At 41.3% G+C, this 23829-nt stretch carries 17 protein-coding genes; 4 read left to right on the top strand and 13 right to left on the bottom strand.

Annotated elements, in window-relative coordinates:
• Positions 1 to 17 precede the first annotated feature (17 nt).
• The 4 genes from HWQ36_RS08475 to HWQ36_RS08460 all read right to left on the bottom strand — a co-directional run bounded on the left by HWQ36_RS08475 (position 18) and on the right by HWQ36_RS08460 (position 3714).
• Positions 18 to 269, bottom strand: coding sequence for a hypothetical protein (locus HWQ36_RS08475; protein WP_292700588.1), 252 nt, complete (start codon positions 267 to 269; stop codon positions 18 to 20).
• A gap of 18 nt (positions 270 to 287) precedes the next feature.
• Positions 288 to 1124 carry a hypothetical protein gene (locus tag HWQ36_RS08470; protein WP_366828641.1) on the bottom strand — a complete coding sequence of 279 codons (837 nt, stop codon included), beginning with the start codon at positions 1122 to 1124 and terminating at the stop codon, positions 288 to 290.
• Between the two features lie 165 nt (positions 1125 to 1289).
• Positions 1290 to 2066 carry an RNA polymerase sigma factor SigF gene (locus HWQ36_RS08465; protein WP_114086117.1) on the bottom strand — a complete coding sequence of 259 codons (777 nt, stop codon included), beginning with the start codon at positions 2064 to 2066 and terminating at the stop codon, positions 1290 to 1292.
• An 814-nt stretch (positions 2067 to 2880) separates the two neighbouring features.
• The gene (locus tag HWQ36_RS08460) at positions 2881 to 3714 is read right to left on the bottom strand and encodes a photosystem II manganese-stabilizing polypeptide (RefSeq protein WP_292700584.1); all 834 of its coding nucleotides are present in this window, start codon (positions 3712 to 3714) and stop codon (positions 2881 to 2883) included.
• Positions 3715 to 4545: 831 nt separating this feature from the next.
• On the opposite strand from HWQ36_RS08460, the gene HWQ36_RS08455 reads away from it, so the two are divergent.
• Positions 4546 to 4896, top strand: coding sequence for a hypothetical protein (locus HWQ36_RS08455; RefSeq protein ID WP_292700581.1), 351 nt, complete (start codon positions 4546 to 4548; stop codon positions 4894 to 4896).
• 121 nt (positions 4897 to 5017) lie between these two features.
• On the opposite strand, the gene HWQ36_RS08450 is transcribed toward HWQ36_RS08455, so the two are convergent.
• Both HWQ36_RS08450 and HWQ36_RS08445 read right to left on the bottom strand, forming a co-directional pair.
• Positions 5018 to 10069: a hypothetical protein gene (locus tag HWQ36_RS08450; RefSeq protein ID WP_292700578.1), complete on the bottom strand. Its 5052-nt coding sequence runs from the start codon at positions 10067 to 10069 to the stop codon at positions 5018 to 5020.
• 102 nt (positions 10070 to 10171) lie between these two features.
• On the bottom strand, positions 10172 to 11503 hold the full coding sequence (locus HWQ36_RS08445; RefSeq protein ID WP_292700575.1) for a P-loop NTPase fold protein: 1332 nt from the start codon (positions 11501 to 11503) through the stop codon (positions 10172 to 10174).
• A 703-nt stretch (positions 11504 to 12206) separates the two neighbouring features.
• Here HWQ36_RS08445 and HWQ36_RS08440 point away from each other — a divergent pair.
• The 3 genes from HWQ36_RS08440 to ftsZ all read left to right on the top strand — a co-directional run bounded on the left by HWQ36_RS08440 (position 12207) and on the right by ftsZ (position 15296).
• The gene (locus HWQ36_RS08440; RefSeq protein WP_292700572.1) at positions 12207 to 13061 is read left to right on the top strand and encodes an FtsQ-type POTRA domain-containing protein; all 855 of its coding nucleotides are present in this window, start codon (positions 12207 to 12209) and stop codon (positions 13059 to 13061) included.
• Between the two features lie 561 nt (positions 13062 to 13622).
• Positions 13623 to 13913, top strand: a complete 291-nt coding sequence (locus HWQ36_RS08435; RefSeq protein WP_292700570.1) for a hypothetical protein — start codon at positions 13623 to 13625, stop codon at positions 13911 to 13913.
• Between the two features lie 54 nt (positions 13914 to 13967).
• Positions 13968 to 15296: a cell division protein FtsZ gene (gene ftsZ, locus HWQ36_RS08430; RefSeq protein ID WP_292700567.1), complete on the top strand. Its 1329-nt coding sequence runs from the start codon at positions 13968 to 13970 to the stop codon at positions 15294 to 15296.
• Positions 15297 to 15732: 436 nt separating this feature from the next.
• Here ftsZ and gshB read toward each other — a convergent pair whose 3' ends face one another.
• The 7 genes from gshB to HWQ36_RS08395 all read right to left on the bottom strand — a co-directional run bounded on the left by gshB (position 15733) and on the right by HWQ36_RS08395 (position 23812).
• Positions 15733 to 16707 (bottom strand): glutathione synthase, encoded by a 975-nt coding sequence (gene gshB / locus HWQ36_RS08425; RefSeq protein ID WP_292700564.1) that lies wholly within the window; start codon positions 16705 to 16707, stop codon positions 15733 to 15735.
• A gap of 212 nt (positions 16708 to 16919) precedes the next feature.
• On the bottom strand, positions 16920 to 17183 hold the full coding sequence (gene grxC / locus HWQ36_RS08420) for a glutaredoxin 3 (RefSeq protein WP_292700561.1): 264 nt from the start codon (positions 17181 to 17183) through the stop codon (positions 16920 to 16922).
• Between the two features lie 533 nt (positions 17184 to 17716).
• The gene (locus tag HWQ36_RS08415) at positions 17717 to 18550 is read right to left on the bottom strand and encodes an XDD4 family exosortase-dependent surface protein (RefSeq protein WP_292700558.1); all 834 of its coding nucleotides are present in this window, start codon (positions 18548 to 18550) and stop codon (positions 17717 to 17719) included.
• Positions 18551 to 18999: 449 nt separating this feature from the next.
• A complete protein-coding gene (gene hflX / locus HWQ36_RS08410; protein WP_292700827.1) occupies positions 19000 to 20745 on the bottom strand; it encodes a GTPase HflX in 1746 nt (581 codons plus the stop codon).
• Between the two features lie 156 nt (positions 20746 to 20901).
• Positions 20902 to 21873 carry a 7,8-didemethyl-8-hydroxy-5-deazariboflavin synthase subunit CofG gene (gene cofG / locus HWQ36_RS08405; protein WP_292700555.1) on the bottom strand — a complete coding sequence of 324 codons (972 nt, stop codon included), beginning with the start codon at positions 21871 to 21873 and terminating at the stop codon, positions 20902 to 20904.
• Positions 21874 to 22062: 189 nt separating this feature from the next.
• A complete protein-coding gene (crtW, locus tag HWQ36_RS08400) occupies positions 22063 to 22824 on the bottom strand; it encodes a beta-carotene ketolase CrtW (RefSeq protein ID WP_292700553.1) in 762 nt (253 codons plus the stop codon).
• Positions 22825 to 23362: 538 nt separating this feature from the next.
• The gene (locus tag HWQ36_RS08395; protein WP_292700550.1) at positions 23363 to 23812 is read right to left on the bottom strand and encodes an SRPBCC family protein; all 450 of its coding nucleotides are present in this window, start codon (positions 23810 to 23812) and stop codon (positions 23363 to 23365) included.
• Between the last annotated feature and the right edge of the window lie 17 nt (positions 23813 to 23829).

Genomic DNA, 23829 nt, shown 5'->3' with positions numbered 1-23829 from the left:
GCTTGAATTTTCACAAATCAAATAGGACTTATATAGCGGTTTTGATAGTAAGCCAAAATTTGCTTAACTCGTTGCCGACTTTCTGAACCAGAATTCGCTGTCCACGAGATGGACAAACCACCAATTTGACTTTGATTGTAATCAAACTGTTGGGATGATTGGGGAATTAAATCCACTTCTACCCCTTCAACTTGACGTAAATGAGCTGCTATCTCTCTATAGACAGCTAAAGGACAACCAGCGAATTCAATTTTTTCCTTAGTCTCCATCTCTATGAAGCTCCAACATTAAGAGGATTTGAGGAGGGGCGTTGTCACTGAAATAGGATTGCCATTAGCAGATGTAGCTGATGGCGTTGAGTTGACAGGCCCTTCCCCTACCATTTTGGCAACTTCGATACCAAATTGTTCAAGAATTACAATCGGGTTGGAGCCTCCATTCATTTCAATCCGTTTAATCAGTACGCCATTAGCTAATCGCTGTCCCGCCTGCACATAGCGACTTGTCGGCTCATCTGGTACTTTGATAATTGCCTGGGGTTCCTTACTAATTAGAACTACACCAGTCACAATAACTGCCCTTGCTAACTCAGGTTGTGCTGCTGGTGGCAATACAGATACTAAAGTCGAGTTGGGAACAACTTGAGGCAAAACTTTAGGTAAGACTGAAGTCAAAGTAGGATTGACTTTTTTTGGTACAGAAGCAATATTATTTTTCTTCTGATTTAAAGCTATGCGAGGTGTTGGAAGTTTTCGTCCTGCTAGCGATGCAGTCGGTAGCTTAGGCAAGACGGGAACAGGTTTTCCAGATATTTTAGGCATTCCCGAAAGCGTCTGCCCAAAAATTTGGGCAAACGGGTCAGTCCGTTCTTTTGATACTAGAATTAACGGTGCCCGCTCTGTAGGATTAGTGGATTGAATCAAGTTAACAGATGCAGGAGTAACTTGTGAAACCTGTTTGGCAGGTATCACTGGATTCTTAAAAGATTGAGCCGTTGGTGGGGACTTTGCTACTATTTTAGGAATCGGCGCAGGATTGACGGCTCGTTGTGTATCTTCAGAAGCACATCCAGCGATCGCTAAGGTTAAAATAGCTGCAATTGTAATTTTTGAATTTCTGCCCATGAGCTGTTCTCAAAAGCCATTGGAAAATTGAAAAATGGAAATATACATGCCTAAAATTTGTATCAAAGGCAAAGTATGTTACCTTTATAACCTAATTTTTTACATTTCAAGGGTTATTTTTAACACTAACAGCCCAGCATAACTGCGGATTTAGTTTATTTGCAGTTAATCGTCTGCTACACCCATAAGCTGTTTCATCAAATCCAGACCTTTCTTGACTCTACGGGAAACCGTTACGACACTTATCCCGAGATGTTCTGCAACTTGTTTTTGGGTCAAATCTTGCAAAAACACGCATTCCAAGACATCACGGGTGCGTTGTTCGAGTTGAACCAATGCTTGTTGCAAGCGAAGTTGGTCTTCTTGTGCTAATTGAAAGCTGCGATAGTGAGGATCTGGAACCAATTCTCCCAAACAAGTAGAACCTTCTTCTCCATCTTGGATTGGCACATCAAGACTTAAGGGAGCGCGATTTATCCACGCTAACTTAATTTCTTGCCATTCGTTTGGAGAAATTTCTAGCGCTGTTGCTAATTCGGTGTCTGTTGGTTGGCGATTATGCTTTTCACGCCAAGAACGTGACACTCCTATTGCTTGCTGTTGCAGTGCTAACCACTTCCGAGGAATTCGCACGGTGACACCTTTATCTCGGAGATAGTGTTGAATTTCACCCCGAATATAAGGAAGAGCATAGGAACTAAAGGCATGTCCCTTGGAAAGTTCAAATTTTTCAATTGCTCTGATTAAACCCAAACATCCAACTTGGAGCAAATCATCGTAGGTTTCATGACATTGATTTGTCCAGTAGTGAGCTTCTTTTCTCACAAGTCCAAAATTGAGTTTTACCAGTTGATTGCGAACATTTTCTGACCGAGATTGCTGATATTCTCGCAACAACTGCCAAATTTCATGTTTTAGTTCATTGGTGACTGTGGTAGGCATAGCACCGTGTTTATTGAGTAAATTAACAATCAATTACTCACTTTTAAATTCAGTTGCGAGCGGGCGATATTATGTTTAATATCGCGCTATATGTAATAGCAATTACTATGGTATTAACTACTTTTTTTAGACGAAATTCCATAGATTTGCTTGACAAACGCGCAAAATTTAAATGGGTGAAATTGGTATTTAGGTTGTTATTTATCTTTGGGATAATCTGTAGCTATTTTTAGAACTACATAGAAATAAAATATAAAATTAATCACTAAATATCAAACCGAGATTTTACTTAACTTTAATTAATTAATGGTGAAGCTAATTTCCAAAAACAAAACAACAGTAATCGGAATTTTGTTAGATAGTAAAAGTTTGATTTACAGTAAAATTACGTGTTCATTCAACCGAAATTCGGTTAATAATTAAAAATAACTAATAATATTTGGAAAATAGTATGTATATTTACGCAAGCAAACATAACAAAGTGCGAGATTGATCTTTGTCGTACTGGGGAGGTCTTGCGGGGCAAAGGATCGCTAATCCAAGCATATTAGGCTTTAAACTTTCCCCTCTTTGTCAGAAACCTATGTACCACCCTGAAAAAAGGCAGGGCTGTTTCATTCTTTCAAAGCCTCTTGAAAAGCTAAGGACAAGGGAAGGAGAAATTCTTCTCTTGTCTCTTTTCGTCTCTGTAAGGCTTTTATAGTAATGAAACAGCCCTGAAAATGGGGGCAAAGAAGTTAACTTTTGTAATGAAACCTGATGTTTACAGAATTGTAGTTCTGAATACCAGGTCAGTTATCTAACTCCAGAGAATTTAGCTACGACTTGGTTCAACCCGTGCAAAAAATAGACCGCGAATCTTGACTTCTTTAGGTTCGCCAGCACCCAAATCTGTATCAGATGGCTGTTCGCTCTCGAAAGTACCAGCAATTTCACCACTAGAGCTATCTACTTTGGCGATTTGCAGAGAAATCTTACCATTAAGATTTTCAGCACGCTTGACGTTAGTGCGGGTAAGTTCTTCATCATCGGCTTGAGCGGGGAGAGCTACGGCATTATCGTAGCCACTGACGACACCACGACCTTTGGGATCTAGAAAGGCAGCACCACGATAGGAAGGAACTTTGAAAGTGCCTTCAAAGTCCGTGGAGGTGTTAATACTGCTCAAACTGGGTTGGGTTTGAGCAACCAAGTTTTTGATGGTGAAGAGGAAAGGTACTCGCTCACCACCAGGAAGTTGAACAGTAATGGCTTGGAAGTCAAGACCATCAGTTTCCACAAAGGTCAAGCTATTATCTGAGTTGATTTTTAGGTCGCCTTGTACCTGATCAATGGTGGAAGTGTATCTGGTCAACAATTTGCCAGCAACAAATTCTGCTTCTTGGCGTTTATTAGCAGGTTCTTCTTTGATGAAGAAGCTAGTTGGTTCTAAGCAAAGTTCTTTGATGGCATAAGACTGGCTAGAATCAATGGGAATGGAGCCACGGCTTGTTTCTGCTAGTTGGGGGCATTTGTTTGCCAAGCCAGTGCCACGAATTTGGTCGTAAGTAAGTACATCTCTACTACTAGTAGCAGGAGCATCACTACAAGCAGTTATTAGTCCCAGGCACAAAGCCAAGAATGCAACAATTAAAGCGCGATACCTCATGGTCAACCTCAATCTCAAAAATTAATATCTAAGTTGTAAAACTGCATCGAAGCTTTGATTTCTGACGAGAAGCCATCCTTGAGCGGACACTGCATTGCTCTGATTACCAGAGTTGAAACAAGTGTCTAGGCATATAGGCTGGAAGTCGCCAGTCAAACTTTTCTCTGCTAAACGTAGTTAAACGTGTCGTTCTCTTGAGTTTGGGGTGTAAACCCCAGAGTAAGCCGCACACTGTATCCTTTTTGGATGTGTGTAACTAGGGGAGAAAAAACCAGCAGTTTTGCTGTTGGTGGCATTTGTTAGATTTGGGCGAGTGGATGAGTAAGCGCTATACAGAGCAGCATAAGTGCTTGTCTCAAAGAGTGCGAAGAGAGTTGTCTGCTTTGCACTTTGCTTTTGCCAATTGCAAAAGCAGCGTCGCCCAAGTCTTTTTGTATCATGTATGTGACGCTACTACATACAGCCCATTGTTTGATGGGTAAATTAGCCAGATCATACGATTTTTTTTAACTCAAAATCAAAGTACTCAAAATTCAAGAAAGTCTCGTCGCGATCGCATCTAGCTGACGTGGAGGCTATGTTAGACTTTAACGCTCCCTTTTAGGAGCGATCGCAATTGCTTTTAATAAAGATACAAATCTAGTTAATTCGACCCTTACTTAGGCAAGTGCAGGGATGAGCAAATGTGGTGAGTCTAGCAAAAAACCATCTAGAAGCCTACAGCAGGTTCATTTTCTTGACTCAATGTCTAGAGTTAAGTACTGGCAAACTAGGGAAAATTAAAAATCTCCGGTAAATTTGAGTTGGCCTCATTTATACGGAAAAGTTGGCATGAACGATAACAAAAATCTGGAATCAGGGGAGTTGTCCTATAAACTGCAAGCGATCGCAACTGTGGTGGATGATGCCGTGCAGGGTTGTAAAGGTGAGACTTCTGATCTTTTGGCTTTGCTGCGGCAATTGGAACAGTTACACAGAGAGATCCGAGATGGGGTTTTTCAAGAGAGTTTGCCTGTTAACCGTCGGCAACTTTACTCACTTTTGAAAGATATTGAGTCTGAGGGAGGCTGGCCTTATATCGAACGGATGAGGCTACAAGCCTTTTTAGTGAATTTGCCACAAGAGACTCCCCAAGAAAATAGCCGTGAAGTTTTAGAGAGCGATCGCTCCTTTGCTGATTAGCTCGAAAATAGTTTTCTAGCTCTGAATTAACAACCCCGATCGCCTCATCAACCGCTAAACCAAGAGCGGTTGCTCATTGAGGCTTTAATCTAATTCTTAATTCGTAATTCGTAATTCGTAATTAAAAATGGTTTGTACGGGGTATGCCATTACAAAGAAAGCGATCGCGCTCCTCAAGATTCCGGTTGTGCTTGAGGTAATCACCCACCCAGTCGCAACCACGAACAAGCAGATCGTCAAGGTTTAAATTCCACAGAATTATCGTGTTGTCATCACTAGCTGATGCTAGTGTTTGACCATCTGGGCTAAAACTGACACTTAAGACTGGGGCCCGATGCCCATTCAGACTTTTAATTAATTTGCCTTCATGACTCCAAAGTTTCACTGTACTATCCCAACTGGCGGCGGCAAGCAATTCACCATTGGGACTGAAAGTTACAGCGTTGACGCTATCGCTATACCCTTTTAATAAGGTTTTTAACAACGTACCATCCCGTCGCCACAGTTTTACTGTGTTATCCCAACTGGCAGAAGCCAGCAACTCATCAGTGGGACTAAAGCTGACACCTAAAACCCAACTGTCATGGGGCGAAAAAGTTTTGAGCAATTTGCCTTCACGGTTCCATAGTTTTACAGTTTGGTCATCACTGGCAGAGGCTAAAATCTGACTATCAGGGCTGAAATTTACGCTATTTACCCAACCCTGATGCCCCACTAAGGTTTTGAGCAATTTGCCTTCACGGTTCCACAGTTTCACGGTTTTATCTTTGCTAGCTGATGCCAAAAACTGACCATCGGGGCTGAAATTCACGCTCATCACACTATCGCTATGTCCGTGAAGAGTCATGATTAAAGTACCGTCAAGCCGCCAAAGTTTCACAGTTTTGTCATAACTTCCTGAAGCCAGCATTTTACCTTTAGGGTCAAAACTGACACTAGGAACTTTACTTGTGTGCCCCACTAAAGTTTTGTAAAGTCGAGTTTTGAACTCGCCATTACTAGTGTATTTTTTCCATAGTTTTACAGTGCGATCGCTACTACCAGAAGCCAACATCTGACCGTTGGGACTCCAAGTAACGCTCAAAACTCGATCTTGATGTCCTTGAAGAATAGACGGTGTTGGGGCATTTAAACTCCATAGTTTCACGCTTTTGTCGAAACTTCCCGAAGCCAGCAATTTGTTATTCGGACTGAAAGCGATAGTAACAACAGCATCACTGTGTCCTTTGAAGGTTTTGAGTAAAGTACCAGTTATACTCCAGAGGTTTATAGTATTGTCTTCACCTGCGGAAGCTAACTTTTTACTATCGGAACTAAAGCTCAAACTCCATACTGTACTGCTATGCTGCCGTAAATTTTTGTAAAGACGAAAGTCAAAACTGTCTTTAGTGTTGTTATTTTCACGCCGCCAAAGTTTCACCGTCTTGTCTCGACCTGCTGACGCTAAAAATTTACCGTCGGGGCTGAAAACAGCTACAACTACACCTTGCTGATGTCCCTGCAAAGTTGTAACCAGGCTACCATCTCGTCGCCAGATTTTCACTGTCTTGTCATCGCTGGACGAAGCGATGAATTGACCATCGGGACTGAAGTTTACCCAGTTAACCCATCCTCGATGTCCTCTCAGGATTTTTACTAATGTACCGTCTTTGCGCCAGAGTTTTATGCTTGTATCTTTACTGGCAGTAGCTAACAACTCGCCATCAGGACTGAAATTAACGCTATAAACCCAATCTTTATGTCCTTTCAGGGTTTTATATGGCTTAGGATCAAATTCACCTGTAACCGGGTTTTTATGCCAGATTTGTACTGTTTTGTCGAGGCTGGCGGACGCTAGGGTTTGACCATCTGGGCTGAAGCTTACACAGGTAACAGCATCAGTGTGACCTTTGAGGGTTTGGAGTAAAGTACCATCAGGATGCCAAATTTTCACAGTCTGATCTCGGCTACCTGATGCTAGGGTTTGGCCATCTGGGCTGAAAGTTACTCCCCAGACAATATCAGTGTGCCCTTCCAGGCGGTTGACTTCTGTCACCCCATAAACCGCCTGTTGCAGGGCTGTTACCACCCGCATTCGGGTATCTGGTTGCACTCCATCTGCCTGTTTCAGTTCTCTCCAAGCCCGCAAACTTTCTAATAAAGCATCAAACTCTTTATTAGAGGCAAATAGAGCTTCGCTAGCAGCCGTGATTCCACTAATCCTCAAGTTGGTTTCACTGCGTTCAGCGCGTAGAGTTTGGTGAATTGCTGCTGTTTTTTGCAAGTCGGCTTGCCACCATAATGCTGCTATTGTTCCCCCCATGATTGCCAGCATTGCGCCTACAAACCGTGCTTCTCGCAGTCGCCGTTGCAACACTAAATTGAGTTGCTTTTGACTCATTTGTTGGGCTACTTCTGCTCTAATTTTTTCGAGTTTGATTTTTTCAAACTCGGCGAGCATCCCATAGTTGTTTTTTTGGCGAATTGGTTCAACTAAATAATCGTGAACTAGCTGGTAGCGATCGCCTAATTCTTCTCTAAATCGCAACACCAAACCTGAACCCACCAATATTTCTAAAATCAGTTCCCCAACTGTGTCAAAGCTTGATATTGTATCTATATCATGGTTATTAACTAACGCAACCGCTAAATCAGCTTTACTTTTTAACGGTCGCGTCCCTTTTTCATCAGTTAACTCAAATAATAATCTCCAACTTAACTCTTCATTCTCAGGGCCGCAGTCTTTGATTACTTCCCCTAGCCAGCGTTCAACCAATTTTGCCGAGCCGCCACAAAGCTTGTATTGTCCAAGGTTAGTAATATTTTCTATTTGTAGTTGAGCGCCAACTATTTGTAATTCAATTGGATGTACTTCATCTAATTCTCCTGTCAAATCTTGGACTAATCGGTTAATTAATTCATCACTCAGTTCATAATGAGAACGTTGAGTAAGACTGTGAATTATGGCTTTAGCATCCTGACTAGAGAATTTTCCTAGATAATAACGAATGTCCTTATCGAGAATATTTTTATTAATTACACCTAAATCATATAGTCCAATACTATTTTTTTGACTCAAACGTTCAAATTCTAATAAATGATGTAAGTAATCTTCTCTTAAGGAAAGAATAATTTTTACAAATGAAATATTTAAACACTCACTAAAGAATTGATAAAATTCTATTCTTTGCGTGGGAGGATTACTAATAAAAAACAATTCTTCAAACTGGTCTAATATGATAATTATTGTATAATTGCGCTCGGTTGCTAAACGAATTTTTTCTAGCAGTATAGTGGATGTAGAGTCAGGATTAACTGATATTCCTGTGTATGCCAGCGCTTGGTTTAGATTGCTTATTAAGACTGTGAGCCAATCAGTATAAACAGACAAAACAATAGGTATAGGAATGCGTTCCCCGATAACTTTTCCTATCAGGGCTGGCACTAAACCAGCTTTGAGAATTGAACTTTTCCCTACGCCTGATGGCCCATAAATTACTGTAAGTTTATAGTCAGCACGACTAATTCTTTCAATCAAACGATTGACATCTTGTTGTCGTCCTGAAGCTGATATTTCTTGGGCAACTCCTTCAGGAATAAACGGTATTTTTTGAGGTTCCAATGCTGGGTTAATTCTAGATCGTTGCGGCTGTAATTGACTTGCCCCAATGAAGGCGCGAAACCCATACTGATGTTCTATCTGAATTTTTTCTTGCTTGAGTTTAAAGGCTTCTGTATAGTTATGACGCTCAAAAAAGTAAAGCGATCGCAGTTCCTCTAAAATCTCTAAATACAGTGATGGCTGATGTTGTAGCTCACAAACTACCCTCGCCCATTCCAGGCTATTGATAGCTTCTTCTGATTCACCTAGATGTCGCTGTGTACGCGCAAGCAACAGAAGATACCAACTTTCTTGTCGTCGTGTTCGCAAAGCATCTCGCAGAGAAACTTCTGTTGCTTCTTCGCAAATAGAAAGTGCTGCATTTGCTAATTCATGAGCTAGTACCCAATTCGACTCAGAAGCTGCCACATTTGCCAAAAAACCATAATTTTGAGCAATTTGTGCAGGAGTTCCATAGGTTTTATGTAGAAGTAATGACTTTTGAGCTAATTTTTTTAAGTCGTCCCAAGCTTGTAAACGTTGTAGCATTTCACAAGCGGGCAAAATAAATTTAGCAACTAAGTCTTCTCTTTGTACACCCTCCAATACATCTAGACATTGTTTAAACCACAAGAGAGCATGTTCACAATACCTACTATTACTATTGTGGTGTAAATCTGCCATGCGGTGATAACACAGCCCCAGATGGAATAGTACTATTGCTTGCTTGAGTAAAGGCGAGGGAGGAATAGTGTGAGGATATGAGAGAGGTAAAGAAGAATTAATCTCTAACTCAGCTACTCTCTTAGTTTCCTGCTGCCATAATGCTAGGCTTCTTTGATAATTGCCTAAAGCACCATTAATTTGATCGTTGGCATATTTATCTCGTCCTAACACAAATTCTAAACTAGCTTCTAATCCTGGTGTTAATTGAACACCATATAGGCGCAGCAAATCATTACGAGCTGATTCTATTTCGTGGCGGTGTTGAGACTTAGGATCTAAATCTAGGGAGGCATTAGATAAAAATGTTTCAGCACCAGCTTCTAAAACTTTGTCAAATAGAGATTCTGCTTCTTGGTGGATCAAAGCAATTAAATCTGCTTTTGCCATTTCAAATTTAATCGTAGTTGCAGCCCAACTTTTAAAATCAGGTGCTAATCTAGACAACAATGATGCCACTTCATCTTGTAGCCACAACACTACTGGAAATGGAAAAGTTGCGGCATATATATCTCGCGCTTGGTTAATACCTGTAAGTAAGTTTTCTAGATCGATTGCTGACTCAATACCAAAAACCATAACAGCAGCTGGCAAAGAGTCTGTGAGAACAGCAGGATTATCTAAAGATAATTCTGAGACTATTGTGCTGTGTAAGGAAGTAGCTGATGGATTGAGAACGATTTCTCTGATATTGATGTCTTTGGTAGTGGAGCGAATGTTTTCTAACATTTGCTCACGTAATTGCCCATAGTTACACCGAACTAAAATTAGGGCAAATTGACCTTCAGAAAGTGCGATCGCTCTAATCAGTCTTTGCAAGGTATGCTGATTTTCTTTTGTGTAGACTTGTAGCTGCTTGTCAGTAGTCATTTGTTATTGGGCATTGGGCATTGGGCATTGGGCATGGGGCATGGGGAATGGGGCATTAGTTATTAGTCCAATGACAAAGGACAAAGGACTTACCCAGCACTATTACTTTTTTTGTTGCCAAGCTAAAACTTTTTCTGTTTCTGCTAGGGCTGGACTAATGCCAAACCAGCGCCCAAGAGGATCGCGATATTCAAACAAATACATGCTTCGTAATAAGCTTTGATAGTCAGACTCACCTTTAACTCTCTGTTGTTGCACTACTTCAAACAATAGTTCCCACTGGGATTCATCAATAGCTAATAGCAGATCGTCGCGGTAGTCTTTAATCACAGCTTCTAAGCATTCTCTAGAAAAAGGTGGATCTTGTCGTTGCAGGCAGCTATAAAGTAAACCCAATAAGTTACGAATGTGGCCACCGCTAACGCGACATATCCGATCCAAGGTTTGGGAATGATCGAATAATTCTGTAATTAATAAAAGCCTTTCATTCAAAGGAATTTCTGGAAAAGCTCTTGCTAAGACTAACTGGCGTACTAGTGACATTCCTGGTTCGTAGTCACTGCCATCTCTTTGCCGCACTAACACCATCGGCAGTACTTTTGGTGCAATCCCTCCCCCCAGACGATTTTTTAGTGTCTCATACTCATTGGAGAAAATTAACGTTAGGGGAATGGTGTAAACTAGGTGGCATTTGAGTCGGCGTAATTGTTCGCCTCGGTCAATAAAGAGATATTCTGGTTGCGATCGCCCTGATGCTAAGGGACGCATATCTACTCGATCCAAATTATCTACGATCACTACCAGTCCTTTTTGACCCCGCAGCTTTAGCTGTTCAACAGCCTTTTCTAAAATTTCTTCGTTAATCGCTTGCAAAATACTATTGGTACGTGGTTCCAAATATTGCCTCAGTTGATTCCGCATCTGGGTGCTATCTTTGGTTTTGGCGGTAATTTTGGCAATACCCAAGGATAATTCTGCTTGTCCAGAAAGCTCTATGGGGGTTTGTAAAAAATCGCCTACTTCTTTAAACAAATTGGTAAAGTAACCACCTTTGAGTTTGATGTTAATGCCTTCTAAACTGGCACTGACTTGACGGGCTACACTCAGCAAAATATCGCTGATATCAATATCTGCCATGTCTAAGTCTTGACTGGACTCAAAATAAACCACATGAAATCCTGCCAATTCTAGTTCTGTTTTAAGGCGCTGCAATTCCGTTGATTTACCGCAGCCAATGTGACCCGTAAATAACTGACAGGTTGGCTCATCAGGAGAAATCCGAACTATAGTCCGTTGCAATTCTTCGACAATCTTGCAACCACGGACATCAGCAAAATCTATGTAATACTGGCGATCTAGGACGTTGCTTATATTAAGCGTGTAGCTTGGGTTACATGCTTTATAAAAACGTGACAAATTTAATGTCGTTTTCATGTATGTATAGGTGTATGTAGACACGTGTGTAGATGCAGTTAACTCGTATTTTTTATACAAACAATCTCTAACTTGGATGTAGGCACACAATTAATTCGCAAGTTGGTAGTGTCTTGCAAAAGACAGCACTTATTACAGGATCACTGTCAGTATCTGTCAGTAGTATGATGGAGATTTAATTGATCCTAATAACCTTAAACATATCTGTCCTTTTTACACCTGCTATTGAGGTTTTGACAATCTCATAGCTTTTCTTTAGCCTGACACAAACCTTGATAGCGGAGTTAATCAGTAAAAAAAGCTACTCGATTATATTATTCCCTCTTTCTATAGTTGATGAGACATGACTAGTATGAATTATAGCAATCTATACAGAGATCCAGGAATACTTCTTTATCACTTCACATTCTATTTGTCAAGAAAACAAAATCAGGAATATTTAAATTAAGATTTTGTAATCTTTAGAGAAAAAGTATTTGATGATCCCTTGTCAAAAAGACAACAGTGAGTTAAGAATGGACACCGGAAACTTTAATAGGAAGGATGACTAGAGACTATGTTCGTTTTGTAATTACTGTAAAGTGTTACTAAAAATAAAAAAAGTCTTGAGGAGAGCGGCTAACAGATGCCGACAGTGTTTACTGAGATTAATAATGATACAAGCGCGTCAAGGAATTTGGATTGTAAGTAGAAAGGGGTTTGAATGGCTGGCATAATATCAGTTTCCCGCACGGATCTAGCGCAGCGTCGTAAAAAATTACGTCGGCGACGGCAGATGAGAATTATTCAAGCTATTTGGCGAACCTTTGCCATTACCGGTTTGGCAGGTGGATTGCTGTGGGTAGCAGTTCAACCAGTATGGGTGTTAAAAACTCCCAAACAAGTAGTGATGAAATCAGGCAATCAATTACTGTCAGATGAGACAACTCAATCTTTATTAGTGCTATCTTACCCTCAATCTTTGTGGCGGATTGAACCAGCCGCGATCGCTAACTCTTTGAAAAAACAACCAACTATTGCCCAAGCGATCGTGAGACGCCGCCTGTTTCCTCCCGGATTAAACATCGAAATCCAAGAACGAGTCCCTGTTGCAATGACTCAAACAGCAAGTGGGCCAAATCAGGGCACTGGCAACAAAAAAGTCACAATCGGCTTACTAGATGCAAGTGGGGCCTGGATGCCTTTAGAAAAATACACATCACTGAATCCCACTAAGAAATTACCCAATCTCAGAGTCATTGGATCGCCCAAACAATACTGTCTCAACTGGACTCAAATTCATCAAGCTGTCAGCCAAAGCACCGTGAAAATAGTGGAAATTGATTGCCAAAATCCAGCGAATTTAATTTTGAAAACAGAACTAGGAAACGTGCATCTTGGCGTTCCAGGTTCCCAGTTGTCTGAACAAATTAAGATACTCGCCCAAATGCGCCATTTATCAGCGAAACTCAATTCTGGTCAAATAGAGTATATTGATCTGAAAAATCCCGATTTTCCCTTAGTACAAATGAACCAAAAAGACCAAAAATTAGCTCCCAAAAACCCTAAAAATATCTAGCGTGTTCAATGTATTGATAGCTCTTAGTAAATTAAGAAGCTTTATGCTGATAAATATATTTATTATTTTCAGTTTTCCATCAACTCGCACGAAAATCGGCATTAACTTCTAATTAAAATGAGAAGATCAATCATAAAATCTCTCTTGTGAGTAAAACACTCTCAAATTGTTACCTTAACATCTAATAATAGGGTGCAAGATGTCGGACAATCTAACTTTGGTCTGTTGAGGATACTTCCAAAGATAGTTTACTGAAGTTAAAATATGTAACTTAAAGTACTGTAAAAAGTCGTGTTTACGCAACTTTTGGGCAATCAGTTTGGACTACTCTGTACCAGAATTCCTAATTGGGTTACGAAACCTCTAGGAAAATCTTGATTTGTTGACCACACTAGTGAGGGTTCTCGTAAGATAGACTATTGCTCAAACAAAGTGTCCATTAAGACCCCCCAAACAACAAATTAATCAGGTATAGTCTGACAAGTAAATTCTTGCTTACTTAAACCTTAAGAATAAGTAAGTGTCAGGTAAATTTTGTGTCTAAAGCTGCAATTATCCCCAATGGTGAAACCTATTAACAATATTATTGAGGCAGATAAGATGCGCTGTAGTGTGTTTTTAGAAGTTATGTCCTCCGATGAAAAGAATGAAGAGATTAATGTCTGGTTGAAGGTATACAGGTCACTTTTAGATAAATATCGGTATACTTCTTTAGAATTGGCTGTGCGATCGGCTGCATTAAAAGCTTATCTCATAGCAAATTTTCATACCGCCAATTCTGTTAGGCTTGGCAGTAGTGAAAACAATAAGGAACAGTGCCATAGTATTGTGGCAGTGTCAAACTATAGTTGACTCTTAAGTGAATAACACCTGGAAAAGTCGTTTATCTACCCTTTCACAAATCCAATGACACTTGATAATAACCAAGGACTCACCTATAAAAATTCCCAATCTCCGGGACAGCCTGGGTTTTCTCTGGCAGTTAACTCGACCAATCCCTTTAATAACTCTGGGATGAACTTTGGACAAAATCACGATAATAAGAAGATTTTTACGGAAAATAGCCGAATTGGGGAAATTGTTCCGGGTCGGGTTGCCAACATCAAAGTGATTGGTGTCGGTGGCGGCGGTGGCAATGCCGTTAACCGCATGATCGAATCTGATGTCTCTGGTGTAGAGTTTTGGTCAATTAATACTGATGCCCAAGCTTTAACTCTGGCAGGCGCTCCCAGTAGATTGCAAATTGGACAAAAGCTAACGCGGGGTTTAGGAGCAGGTGGTAATCCTGCCATTGGTCAAAAGGCAGCTGAGGAATCACGAGACGAAATTGCTACCGCTTTAGAGGGTGCAGACTTAGTATTTATCACTGCTGGTATGGGCGGTGGTACTGGAACAGGTGCAGCCCCAATCGTGGCAGAAGTAGCCAAAGAAATGGGCGCTCTTACTGTTGGGGTCGTCACACGTCCATTTGTGTTTGAAGGTCGCCGCCGTACCAGCCAGGCGGAACAAGGTATTGAAGGATTAAAAAGTAGAGTAGATACACTGATCATTATTCCCAACAACAAGCTGCTGGAAGTGATCCCCGAACAAACGCCTGTGCAAGAAGCTTTTCGCTATGCAGATGATGTGTTGCGTCAAGGGGTGCAAGGTATTTCTGATATCATTACGATCCCCGGTTTGGTAAATGTTGACTTTGCTGATGTCCGGGCTGTGATGGCAGATGCAGGATCGGCATTGATGGGAATTGGCGTTAGTTCTGGAAAATCTAGAGCCAGAGAAGCTGCGATCGCAGCTATTTCTTCACCTTTACTAGAATGTTCTATTGAAGGTGCTAGAGGCGTTGTCTTTAATATTACAGGTGGTACTGATCTTACTTTACATGAAGTGAATGCAGCCGCAGAAGCAATCTATGAAGTAGTTGATCCCAACGCCAATATTATTTTTGGGGCTGTAATTGATGACAGACTCCAAGGTGAGGTCAGAATTACTGTAATTGCCACCGGGTTTACAGGTGAAGTGCAAGCTGCGGTACAACAAAGCGTAGCTAGCGTTCGAGTAGCACCTAATACCTCAAAGCGACCAACAACACAACAACCCGCAGTTAATCCCCCAACCTCGACTCCAAGTTCAACTCCAAGTTCAACTCCAACTCCAACTCCAATTCCAGAACCAAAAGAAAAACCTGGATTGGATATACCTGACTTCTTGAGAAACCGAAGTAAACCACGGAATTAAAAGATTTTGGACTTTCCTGCGGAACGCTACGCGAACGGCTACGCTCAGTCGAACGATTTGAGATTTTAGATTAAATTAGCAGTCTCAGGTTAGGTTGAGTGCTGTATAAAATCTGTTAGTTTCAGGGTTTTACCAAAAGCAGGGATAAGCAATCCGTTGCCATCCCTAATTTTGCTAATTGGTAATAGAAACTTGTTAACGCTACTTATAGAATTAACTTGGGCAGGGTTCTGCTAGCTCCCATGTCTAGCTGTGCTTTTGGAACAAAAAACTGAAAGACCTGCCATAAATGCTTAAGCGTAGCTCATCCTGGACATAGCTACATCTACCACCGCAATCCATTAAACTTATATTCGGTATAAAAAAGCTGCGTGGGTGAGTTACCCACGCAAGCGTCCGAAGGAATTCTGTTAGACACCAAGTAAAATAATTACATTTATGTTTTGGTTTTTAGTGACTGTTCAATCCATTGAATAACCTGATAACCAAGGCGAGTACCATCTAGACGATCAATTTCACGAATTCCTGTAGGACTGGTGACGTTAACTTCAGTTAAGTAGCCACCAATAACATCTATACCCACAAAAATTAAACCGTCTTGGCGTAAGCGTTCGGCTACTTGGGTACAAATTTCATTTTCTCTTGGAGTAATTTCGGTTTGAGCGACTGTACCACCAGTTGCCATATTATTGCGAAAATCAGTTCCGCTAGAGAGACGATTGAGCGCACCAATCGGTTCGCCATTGAGCAGGATAATTCGTTTATCTCCTTCTTTTGCCTCCGGTAGATAGGTTTGTACCATTACTGGCACTCGACCTTGGAGGGTACTGAGTTCGACAATGGAGTTAAAATTGCGATCGCTTGATTGCAAAAATAAAATTCCTTCCCCAGCTTTGTTTCCCAGTGGTTTGAGAACTGCTGCCCCCTTTGCTTCGACAAATTGTCGAATAAACTGCTTATCAGCACTGACAATCGTTTCTGGAATCGCTTTGGTAAACTGGAGGGCGTACATTTTTTCATTTGCCCCTCGAATGCCGCTAGGACTGTTAATCAGCAGAGTTTTATTTTGGTCAACATAATCCAGAATGTAGGTGGCATAGAGGTAGGAATCATTGACAGGTGGATCTGTACGTATAAATACGGTATCCATTGTCTCTAAAGAAGTTAAAGAGGAATCGCTCAACTTATACCAAGGATTCGCCGCTACCCAACGTCCCTCCACCAACTGCACTGGTACAAGTTCGACTCGCTGTAGGACAGCCAAAGCTTTGCCCTCCACCACACTCAGCAGATTTGCTTGAGTTACCCAAACTTCGTGTCCCAGGATTTGCGCTGCTTCGATCAGGGCAACACTGGTATCATGACACGGGTCAAGCAGATGGATGGGATCAATGATAAAAGCCAGTTTCACCCTTTATACCTCAATCACCAAGAAATTAAATGGTTATTCAATTATTATCTCTTGATGATCTTACTAATTGATGTACATCTGTACTGCTGAGTAGAAACTGGAGGGTAAAGTCTTGTGGACAGATACTTTTGCGAGAAAAATTTCGTAAACAGAGTTGTAGCGACTGCCGTGTAATTTGCAGTGGCTTGTCGCCAGTGCAATATCTTTTAAACTTACACGGAAGTTAGTAGCTCATCCAGCTTGCCTTGACTGTCTAAAGCGTGGATATCATCACAACCACCAATATGGTTATCATTGATGAAAATTTGCGGTACAGAGCTCCGTCCATTTGCTCTTTGAGACATTTTATTTCTGGCTGCCTCATCTCCGTCGATGCTGTATTCGGTAAATTCAACCCCCTTGTTTTTCAGCAAACTTTTGGCACGGATACAAAACGGGCAAGTCCTCCAGGTGTAAATTTCTACTTTTGCAGCCATAATGTCCTCAATTTGATTTAATACTTCTTAATTTTAGAACTTTGCCACTGGCTGTAGCGGCTCTATCCTGGTTGGTCTTCATCCTCAGAAGCCACCAACTAGTAAAGCACGGCGTAAATAAACAGCCCCTGACGCTCGTTCGCTCTTAGCGTCTCCCCTTGGGAGAAGACTCGCTCATAGCGTTGCCATGCCGTACCACTTCGTGGAAGCAAGCTAGCAAGAGCGTCTCTAAGAGTTAGCTCTACGCTGCGCTAACGGGTTCGGCAGTTCCTCATGGGGGGAACCCCCTTTCTGCGGACTGCCTCACCATTCCAAATCAACGAAACGCCTACGCTATATTAATTTTTAATTTTTAATTCCGCCTTGCGGTACTAGGTTTATACCAAAAAAAATTAGCCAAGAGATAAAGTCTGGACTCTTGACTAACGATATTATCTCTATACCAATTTTTTTTAAACAGGATGGCTTTTATTTGATTGTGAGAATTGCTTATAAGGCGTAACTCAGTTTTCAGTTAGTACTCAAGTTCTGATTTAAGCTAAGACTAAAGGCTTTTTCTTAGCAACCCTCAGCACACCGACAGCAAACAAACCAAGAGCAACTGTTGCACTAGACTCAGGTACTCTTCTAGGTGGAGGTGGCGGAGCAATATAATAAGTACTAGGCTCATTTAAAGCAGTACCATACTGAAAACGAAGATTCTGAATCTTTGTTAAATCAAAGCCAGTAGGTAGCCCTGAAAAAACGAATGTCGCAGAGTTTTTGATAAAAGTCCCCCCACTTACTGCTGGATTTGCACTATCGTAACCAGTAATAATACCGTAATTGAATTGCTGTCCACCCGAAAGACCGAAACCTGGGGATATACCAAAACCTGCTGTACCAATACCGTAGTGCTGAGTTACTGGGTTAGCTACGCCAGCAGCACCACCAAGTCCAGTGCTAGCGGTAGTCTTAGCAAAACCCCATTCAACTTTATTTCCTCCAACCTTAGTAAGATCGACATTAGTTGCGGTAGTTACATTATTCGTAATTACGGTTGGAGCTTTGGCTGAAGACAACGTTAAGTTTGTTAAGGGAGATCCAGCATAATCCCAGAAGAGTCCTGTTAGAACATCAGAAGGGGCTGATGCACCTGGGCCCGTATTAGTAAGGGTCAGTGTCAACTTACCTGCGATTGAATTATCAAAGACAGCTTTCGCCGCAAGGGCTGTGCTGCTTCCACCTGATATTGGGTTAGTACCTGTGGCTGAAAAACTCAGAGATGCTGCATCTGCTCTAGACATCTGCGAAACTGTCACCACAGCTAATGCTGATATACAGTAGGCTGCATAACCTACTATTTTCTTGGAATATCTTTGAGACATTTGTTTTAAACTCCTTTGCTTTCTATTTAAGACATTTAAAATGTCTCAAAATAACTTTTTTCTGAAAAACGCTCATGTATAAATTGGCATAAGGAACTATTGCTTGTCTAGCTTATGAATTAAGATTAACTAAAACTTTAAATTGAGAATAGGCAACATATTTTTAACAAATTAATTAAGTATTTTAAGTATTTACACTTATGCTTCTGTTTGAGATAAACTATACATAATGAGCTTGATTGATTAAGCTTCTATTTTTCAGTATTTTTTCTTAATCAATCAATTTATATGGAAGATTGGTAATTTGCTTCACGAGAAAAGCTGATGATTTTCCATACAATTTGATGAAGATTAAATGAAGAAGGGAAGACGATTTCGCCTTCCCCAAAGTTAAAAATTTAGGACACTAAAATATATAAAATGCTGACACTGAATTCGCTATTCGAGTTTTAACCACAGTCAACGGCATATTCAATCAGCTGGGCAAGGCGGTGACGTAGGGTTTCTAATCCCAAGCGCTGACTCGCTGAAATAAATACCGCTAGGGGGAATTCTTCTCTAGCTAAAGCTAGTGTCTCACTATTTGCTTGATCGATCTTGTTAAAAATCACTAGCGCCGGGCCAGGAGTTATTGGCATTTGCGCCAAGATTTCTCTGACTGAGCGAATATGACGTAACCAAGCTGGGTGAGACAAATCCACCAAGTGTAGTAGGGCATCGGCTTCTGTGACTTCCTCCAAGGTGGCGCGGAAGGCATCCATTAATGATGCAGGCAGTTCGTGTATGAACCCTACCGTATCTGTAATCAGAATTTCCTGATGTTCATTGGTTTCGCCATAAGGAATCACCAGGCGGCGGGTGGTAGGATCGAGGGTGGCAAATAATTGGTCGGCTGTATAAACTTCTGCATTAGTGAGAGCATTCAACAGGGTAGACTTGCCAGCGTTAGTATATCCAACCAAAGCTACTGAGGGAACTTCCCGATGTTGCCGTCGTTGCCGTAACCGCGAACGATGGGCTTGCAACTGCGTTACTTCTTTTTGCAGTCGGGAAATCCGCTGCCCAATGGCACGGCGTTCAGTTTCTAATTTTGTTTCACCAGGGCCACGAGTCCCTATACCACCACCCAATCGGGACATGGTGCGGCCTCTACCAGCCAGTCGGGGTTGCATGTATTCTAGCTGTGCTAGTTCTACTTGCAATTTACCAGCACGGGATTGAGCGCGTTGAGCAAAGATATCCAAAATTACTTCGGTGCGGTCAACTACCCGGATACCAATTTGCATTTCTAAGTTGCGGACTTGGGAGGGTGAGAGGTCGCGGTCGAAGACGACGAGATTGACTCCTAATGTTTGGGCAGTTAGGGCAATTTCTTGTACTTTACCTTCGCCAACTACTGTTTGGGGATGAATGCGCGATCGCTTTTGTTGTATTGTCTGTAATACATCTCCCCCAGCAGTATCAACTAAACGTGCCAATTCAACTAGGGTATCTTGGAATTGTAGGGGAGTTGTCTCACTGGTCATCAGCCCCACAATTAGCACGCGATCGTGGTCAGCGTCTACTTCCTGGGCGATAAATTCGCGCTGGAATTCTGCTTCCAGATTTTCTACCAAGTCTACTAAATCCTGGTCTGCCAAATCATCCAAGCCCATAGGTGGCGATATATTCCAACTTGGGGTTGGAATTTGGTTATCCTCTACTTTAAAAGCAGCAGGACTGGTAATCAGGGTGCGAGACTCTTGGGGTATTAGGTGAGCTAGATAAGCTTCTTTAACATATCCAGTCGCACCGCCTCCCCGCCGTGTAAATCCTGTTCCGGTAATGTTTAGGACAACTAGGGCATCTAAACGTTGCAGGGCCATAGCCGTGAGTGCCGCTTCATTTGGCGGTTCTGGCTTCAGATGGGTGGCAATACAACGAATACCACTGAGTCGTTCTGCACCGTAACGGGGCAATTCCATCGGTGGTATTTGTGTTTGACGCGGTGTGCCTACCCCGACGCGAATCACTTGTCCGCGTCGGTTGATATAGGCGCACACAGGCTGATTGACTTCTGTGCTAATTGCTGCCAGACGCTGGGAAAACTCAGGCGTGGTGATGCGATCGCCTGGTATACGCTGGTGATACAGCCGCTGTAGTTGTTTCAGCTGGCTGGACTTTAAACCTTGGAGATTTCCGAAGATAGTTTCTATAGGCGTTTATGACCAGTAAATGGCCCCCCAAATCCTTCTTATGTCTATTTTACAACAGGGTTTAGGCTGCCATCTATATCTTTTGAGGGATGCATTGGGAATTTGTCACCCATAGTCTTGATTTGAAGCTGTTTTAGTGGTATGGGTCTAACAATGCTAAACCAATAACATAGCATTCCGCGATCGCTTCACTGCTGTTTGTAATTCTTCCGATAGCCAGCTATCAAATTGCGGATAAACTGGCGATCGCGTCACTAATTCCCACCCCGCAGGTTGTAAAATATTTCTCAAAGCCTGTTCCTGAATATGGGGATAATCAGGATTCACTTCATCTTTTGGCCCAATTCCGCCCAAATCTCGCGCACCTGCTTCGATACAAGCGAGTAACCAGCAGTCATCCTTAACTAAATTTGGCGGAATTTGAATAGTAATATCTGCCGATAAAATCTCACGGGCTTTAGCAATTACTTCTGGTAATTGATGGGGATTAAAAGGAGGTGCATCAAAAGTTTGCTGATTTCCTGGACTATGAGGTTGCAAGATAACTTCTTGAATATGATGGTAACTTTGGTGCAAGTCAGATATAGCTTCTAAGGTTTCCCACCAATCATTAACAGTTTCTCCAATTCCCAAAAGTAACCCAGTTGTAAAGGGAATTTGTAACTCTCCCGCCCATTGCAATTGTTGTAAACGAACTTCTGGTAATTTACTCGGTGCGTGTCGATGTACACTATTTAACAATGTTGGCGTTAACTGTTCCAACATCAGCCCCATCGAAACATTAACAGACTTGAGTTTTTGCATTTCCTCAAAACTCAATGGCCCCACATTCGTGTGTGGTAAAAACCCCATTGCAAGCGCTAACTCGCACAAATCATAAATTCGCTCGAACCACGCCTCACGCCTTGACGAATGGGGATGTACTTCACCACTGAGTATGAGGATTTCGCAGATTTTTTCGCTTTGAATTAGTTTTAAAATACTTTTCGCATTTGAAATACTCATCCAGGGACTTTTACCTGGTTCACTACGAAAGTTGCAGTAACTACACCGATTAAAGCATTCGTAAGTGGGAACGATTGTATAAGCAGGGCTATAGGTGACAAGACGAGAATTATTAATTGGCATAATCAGGATAATCTCAAAGAATGCCTTGTTCAAGCTATATATAGCAATTCTATCTGAGTTGTAATAATTATTTTTTAACGAACCACAGAGGCACAGAGAGAAGAATCAACAGAAATTTTAAAAAATGATTTGGTAATGCTAGAGATTACCGTGTTATTCTTGTTGCCAAGATATTTAGATAAACGAGAACTATTTTGTTTTATAAATTTCTGGTAACTGCCACCAAGTGACATGTGGATACTCGTGATGTTCCTCGTGGTAGCCAAAATGATAGCACGTGATAAATGACCACCAAATTGGACGGTTAATTGTTTGGGAACGATGAGGCTGAATATAACCTCCTATGGGTTCACTATGAGGTAGAAAAGTACCAAAATAAAATAATTGAAATGAACTTAAAAGCGAAGGAATCACCCAAAAGTACGTTAAATTAGCAGTGGGTATATGGAGGACGTGATTATTAAAGTGATAGATAATAGTCAAGGCGATGATTTGTCCCCAACTCCAGTAACCCTTCATAAAATGAAAATACCACGCGAAGAAATTTTTGTGTTTCCCGTTATGGAAATCTGGGTCTATTTGGCTTGCTGGATTGTGGTGGTGTATCCAATGTTTTCTTAATAATTTTTTATATGGTAAAAGACCATATAAAGATAAGGTTAATGTCCCAATCAAATGATTAATTTTGGTGTTCTGGGGAAACACTACCCCATGCATAGCATCATGAGATGTAATAAATAATCCTGTATATAAAAATGTTTGCCAAAGTATGCTAGGAAATAGTATCCAAAATGTTAAGTTAGAGATGTCAAGGGAAAGTAATAAACTCAGGCTAATGACCCATGTTGCAACAATGATGATAGCAATGAAAATTCCCTTAAACTGAGATTTATTTTTCACTGCTGTAGTCAGTTTTGTTTGATGATTGGGTGGTTGTTCTAATTGAATCACGCTTTTACTCCGCCTAGTATTCAGATGAAAATTCCTAGAATATAGTCACGACAAAAAGCACTAACCACCATCCAGAAAACTCTATTAGTGGTCAGTGTTTTGAATTGGACAATGCCAATACTCTAATAATATGTACAAACATTAAGATACTTTAACTATTATTACACATACAACCGCTATACCCAAAACTGTTTTCAGTTGAGACATCAAAGTATAAATAAGAACTCTAATAAATTCAATACTTACTGAAAGCAGTGTTTCTATCTGGTAATTTCTAAACAGATGAAGCATTAGGAAAGGGCATTCATGCAATAATTAGCGGTAAAACGGTGAATTATGTTCATTAATTACCGTGTTGCACTGTAGTTTTTAAAGCTACAGTGCAAGTAAATGCCGAAACTTACTATAGCCACGCCACTGTTCCAAAGTTCGAGCTAAAGACATTTTCTCGTTAGAAAAAGCGGCCTTTTACATTGGTACAGATTTGGAGTGAATAAACTTGTAATTTTGAGATAACTGTATTTTTCAGCACATTTTGCTATCGTGACTCACATTCTCGTTTGGTTACATAGTGGCGATAACGAAACATTGCTTCTAATTGCGCTTGCACTAACCAACCACTGACAAATTCAACTGTTCCTCCACCAGGCATGGAGAAGGAAATAGCATCAGTCAGCCTAGTTTTGCCGGCTTCCGGTTCAAATTCATGTCGATGTACCCAAGACTCAAAGGGGCCAGATATCTGTTCGTCGGTAAACAGGCGATATTTGTCGCATTCAGTATGACGCGCTAGCCAAGTTAATGGTAATGGGCCGAGAAACAGGCGAAATTCTGTGATAGCGCCCACGTTCAGTCCCCCTTCACGACGAACCACTTGAACTGGCTGCCAAGGTGGATTCAGCATTTGCAAAATGTCTGGCCTTTCGTGAAATTTCCAAACTACTTCTGGTGGCGCATCAATTACTGAGGAATGTTTAAAGTGCAGCATGGAAAGAAAAACCTAAA

Source organism: Nostoc sp. NMS2, from assembly GCF_017115105.1.
GTDB lineage: Bacteria > Cyanobacteriota > Cyanobacteriia > Cyanobacteriales > Nostocaceae > Nostoc.
The sequence above is the reverse complement of the archived record's forward strand: the minus strand, read 5'-3'. Positions and strand labels throughout refer to the sequence as shown.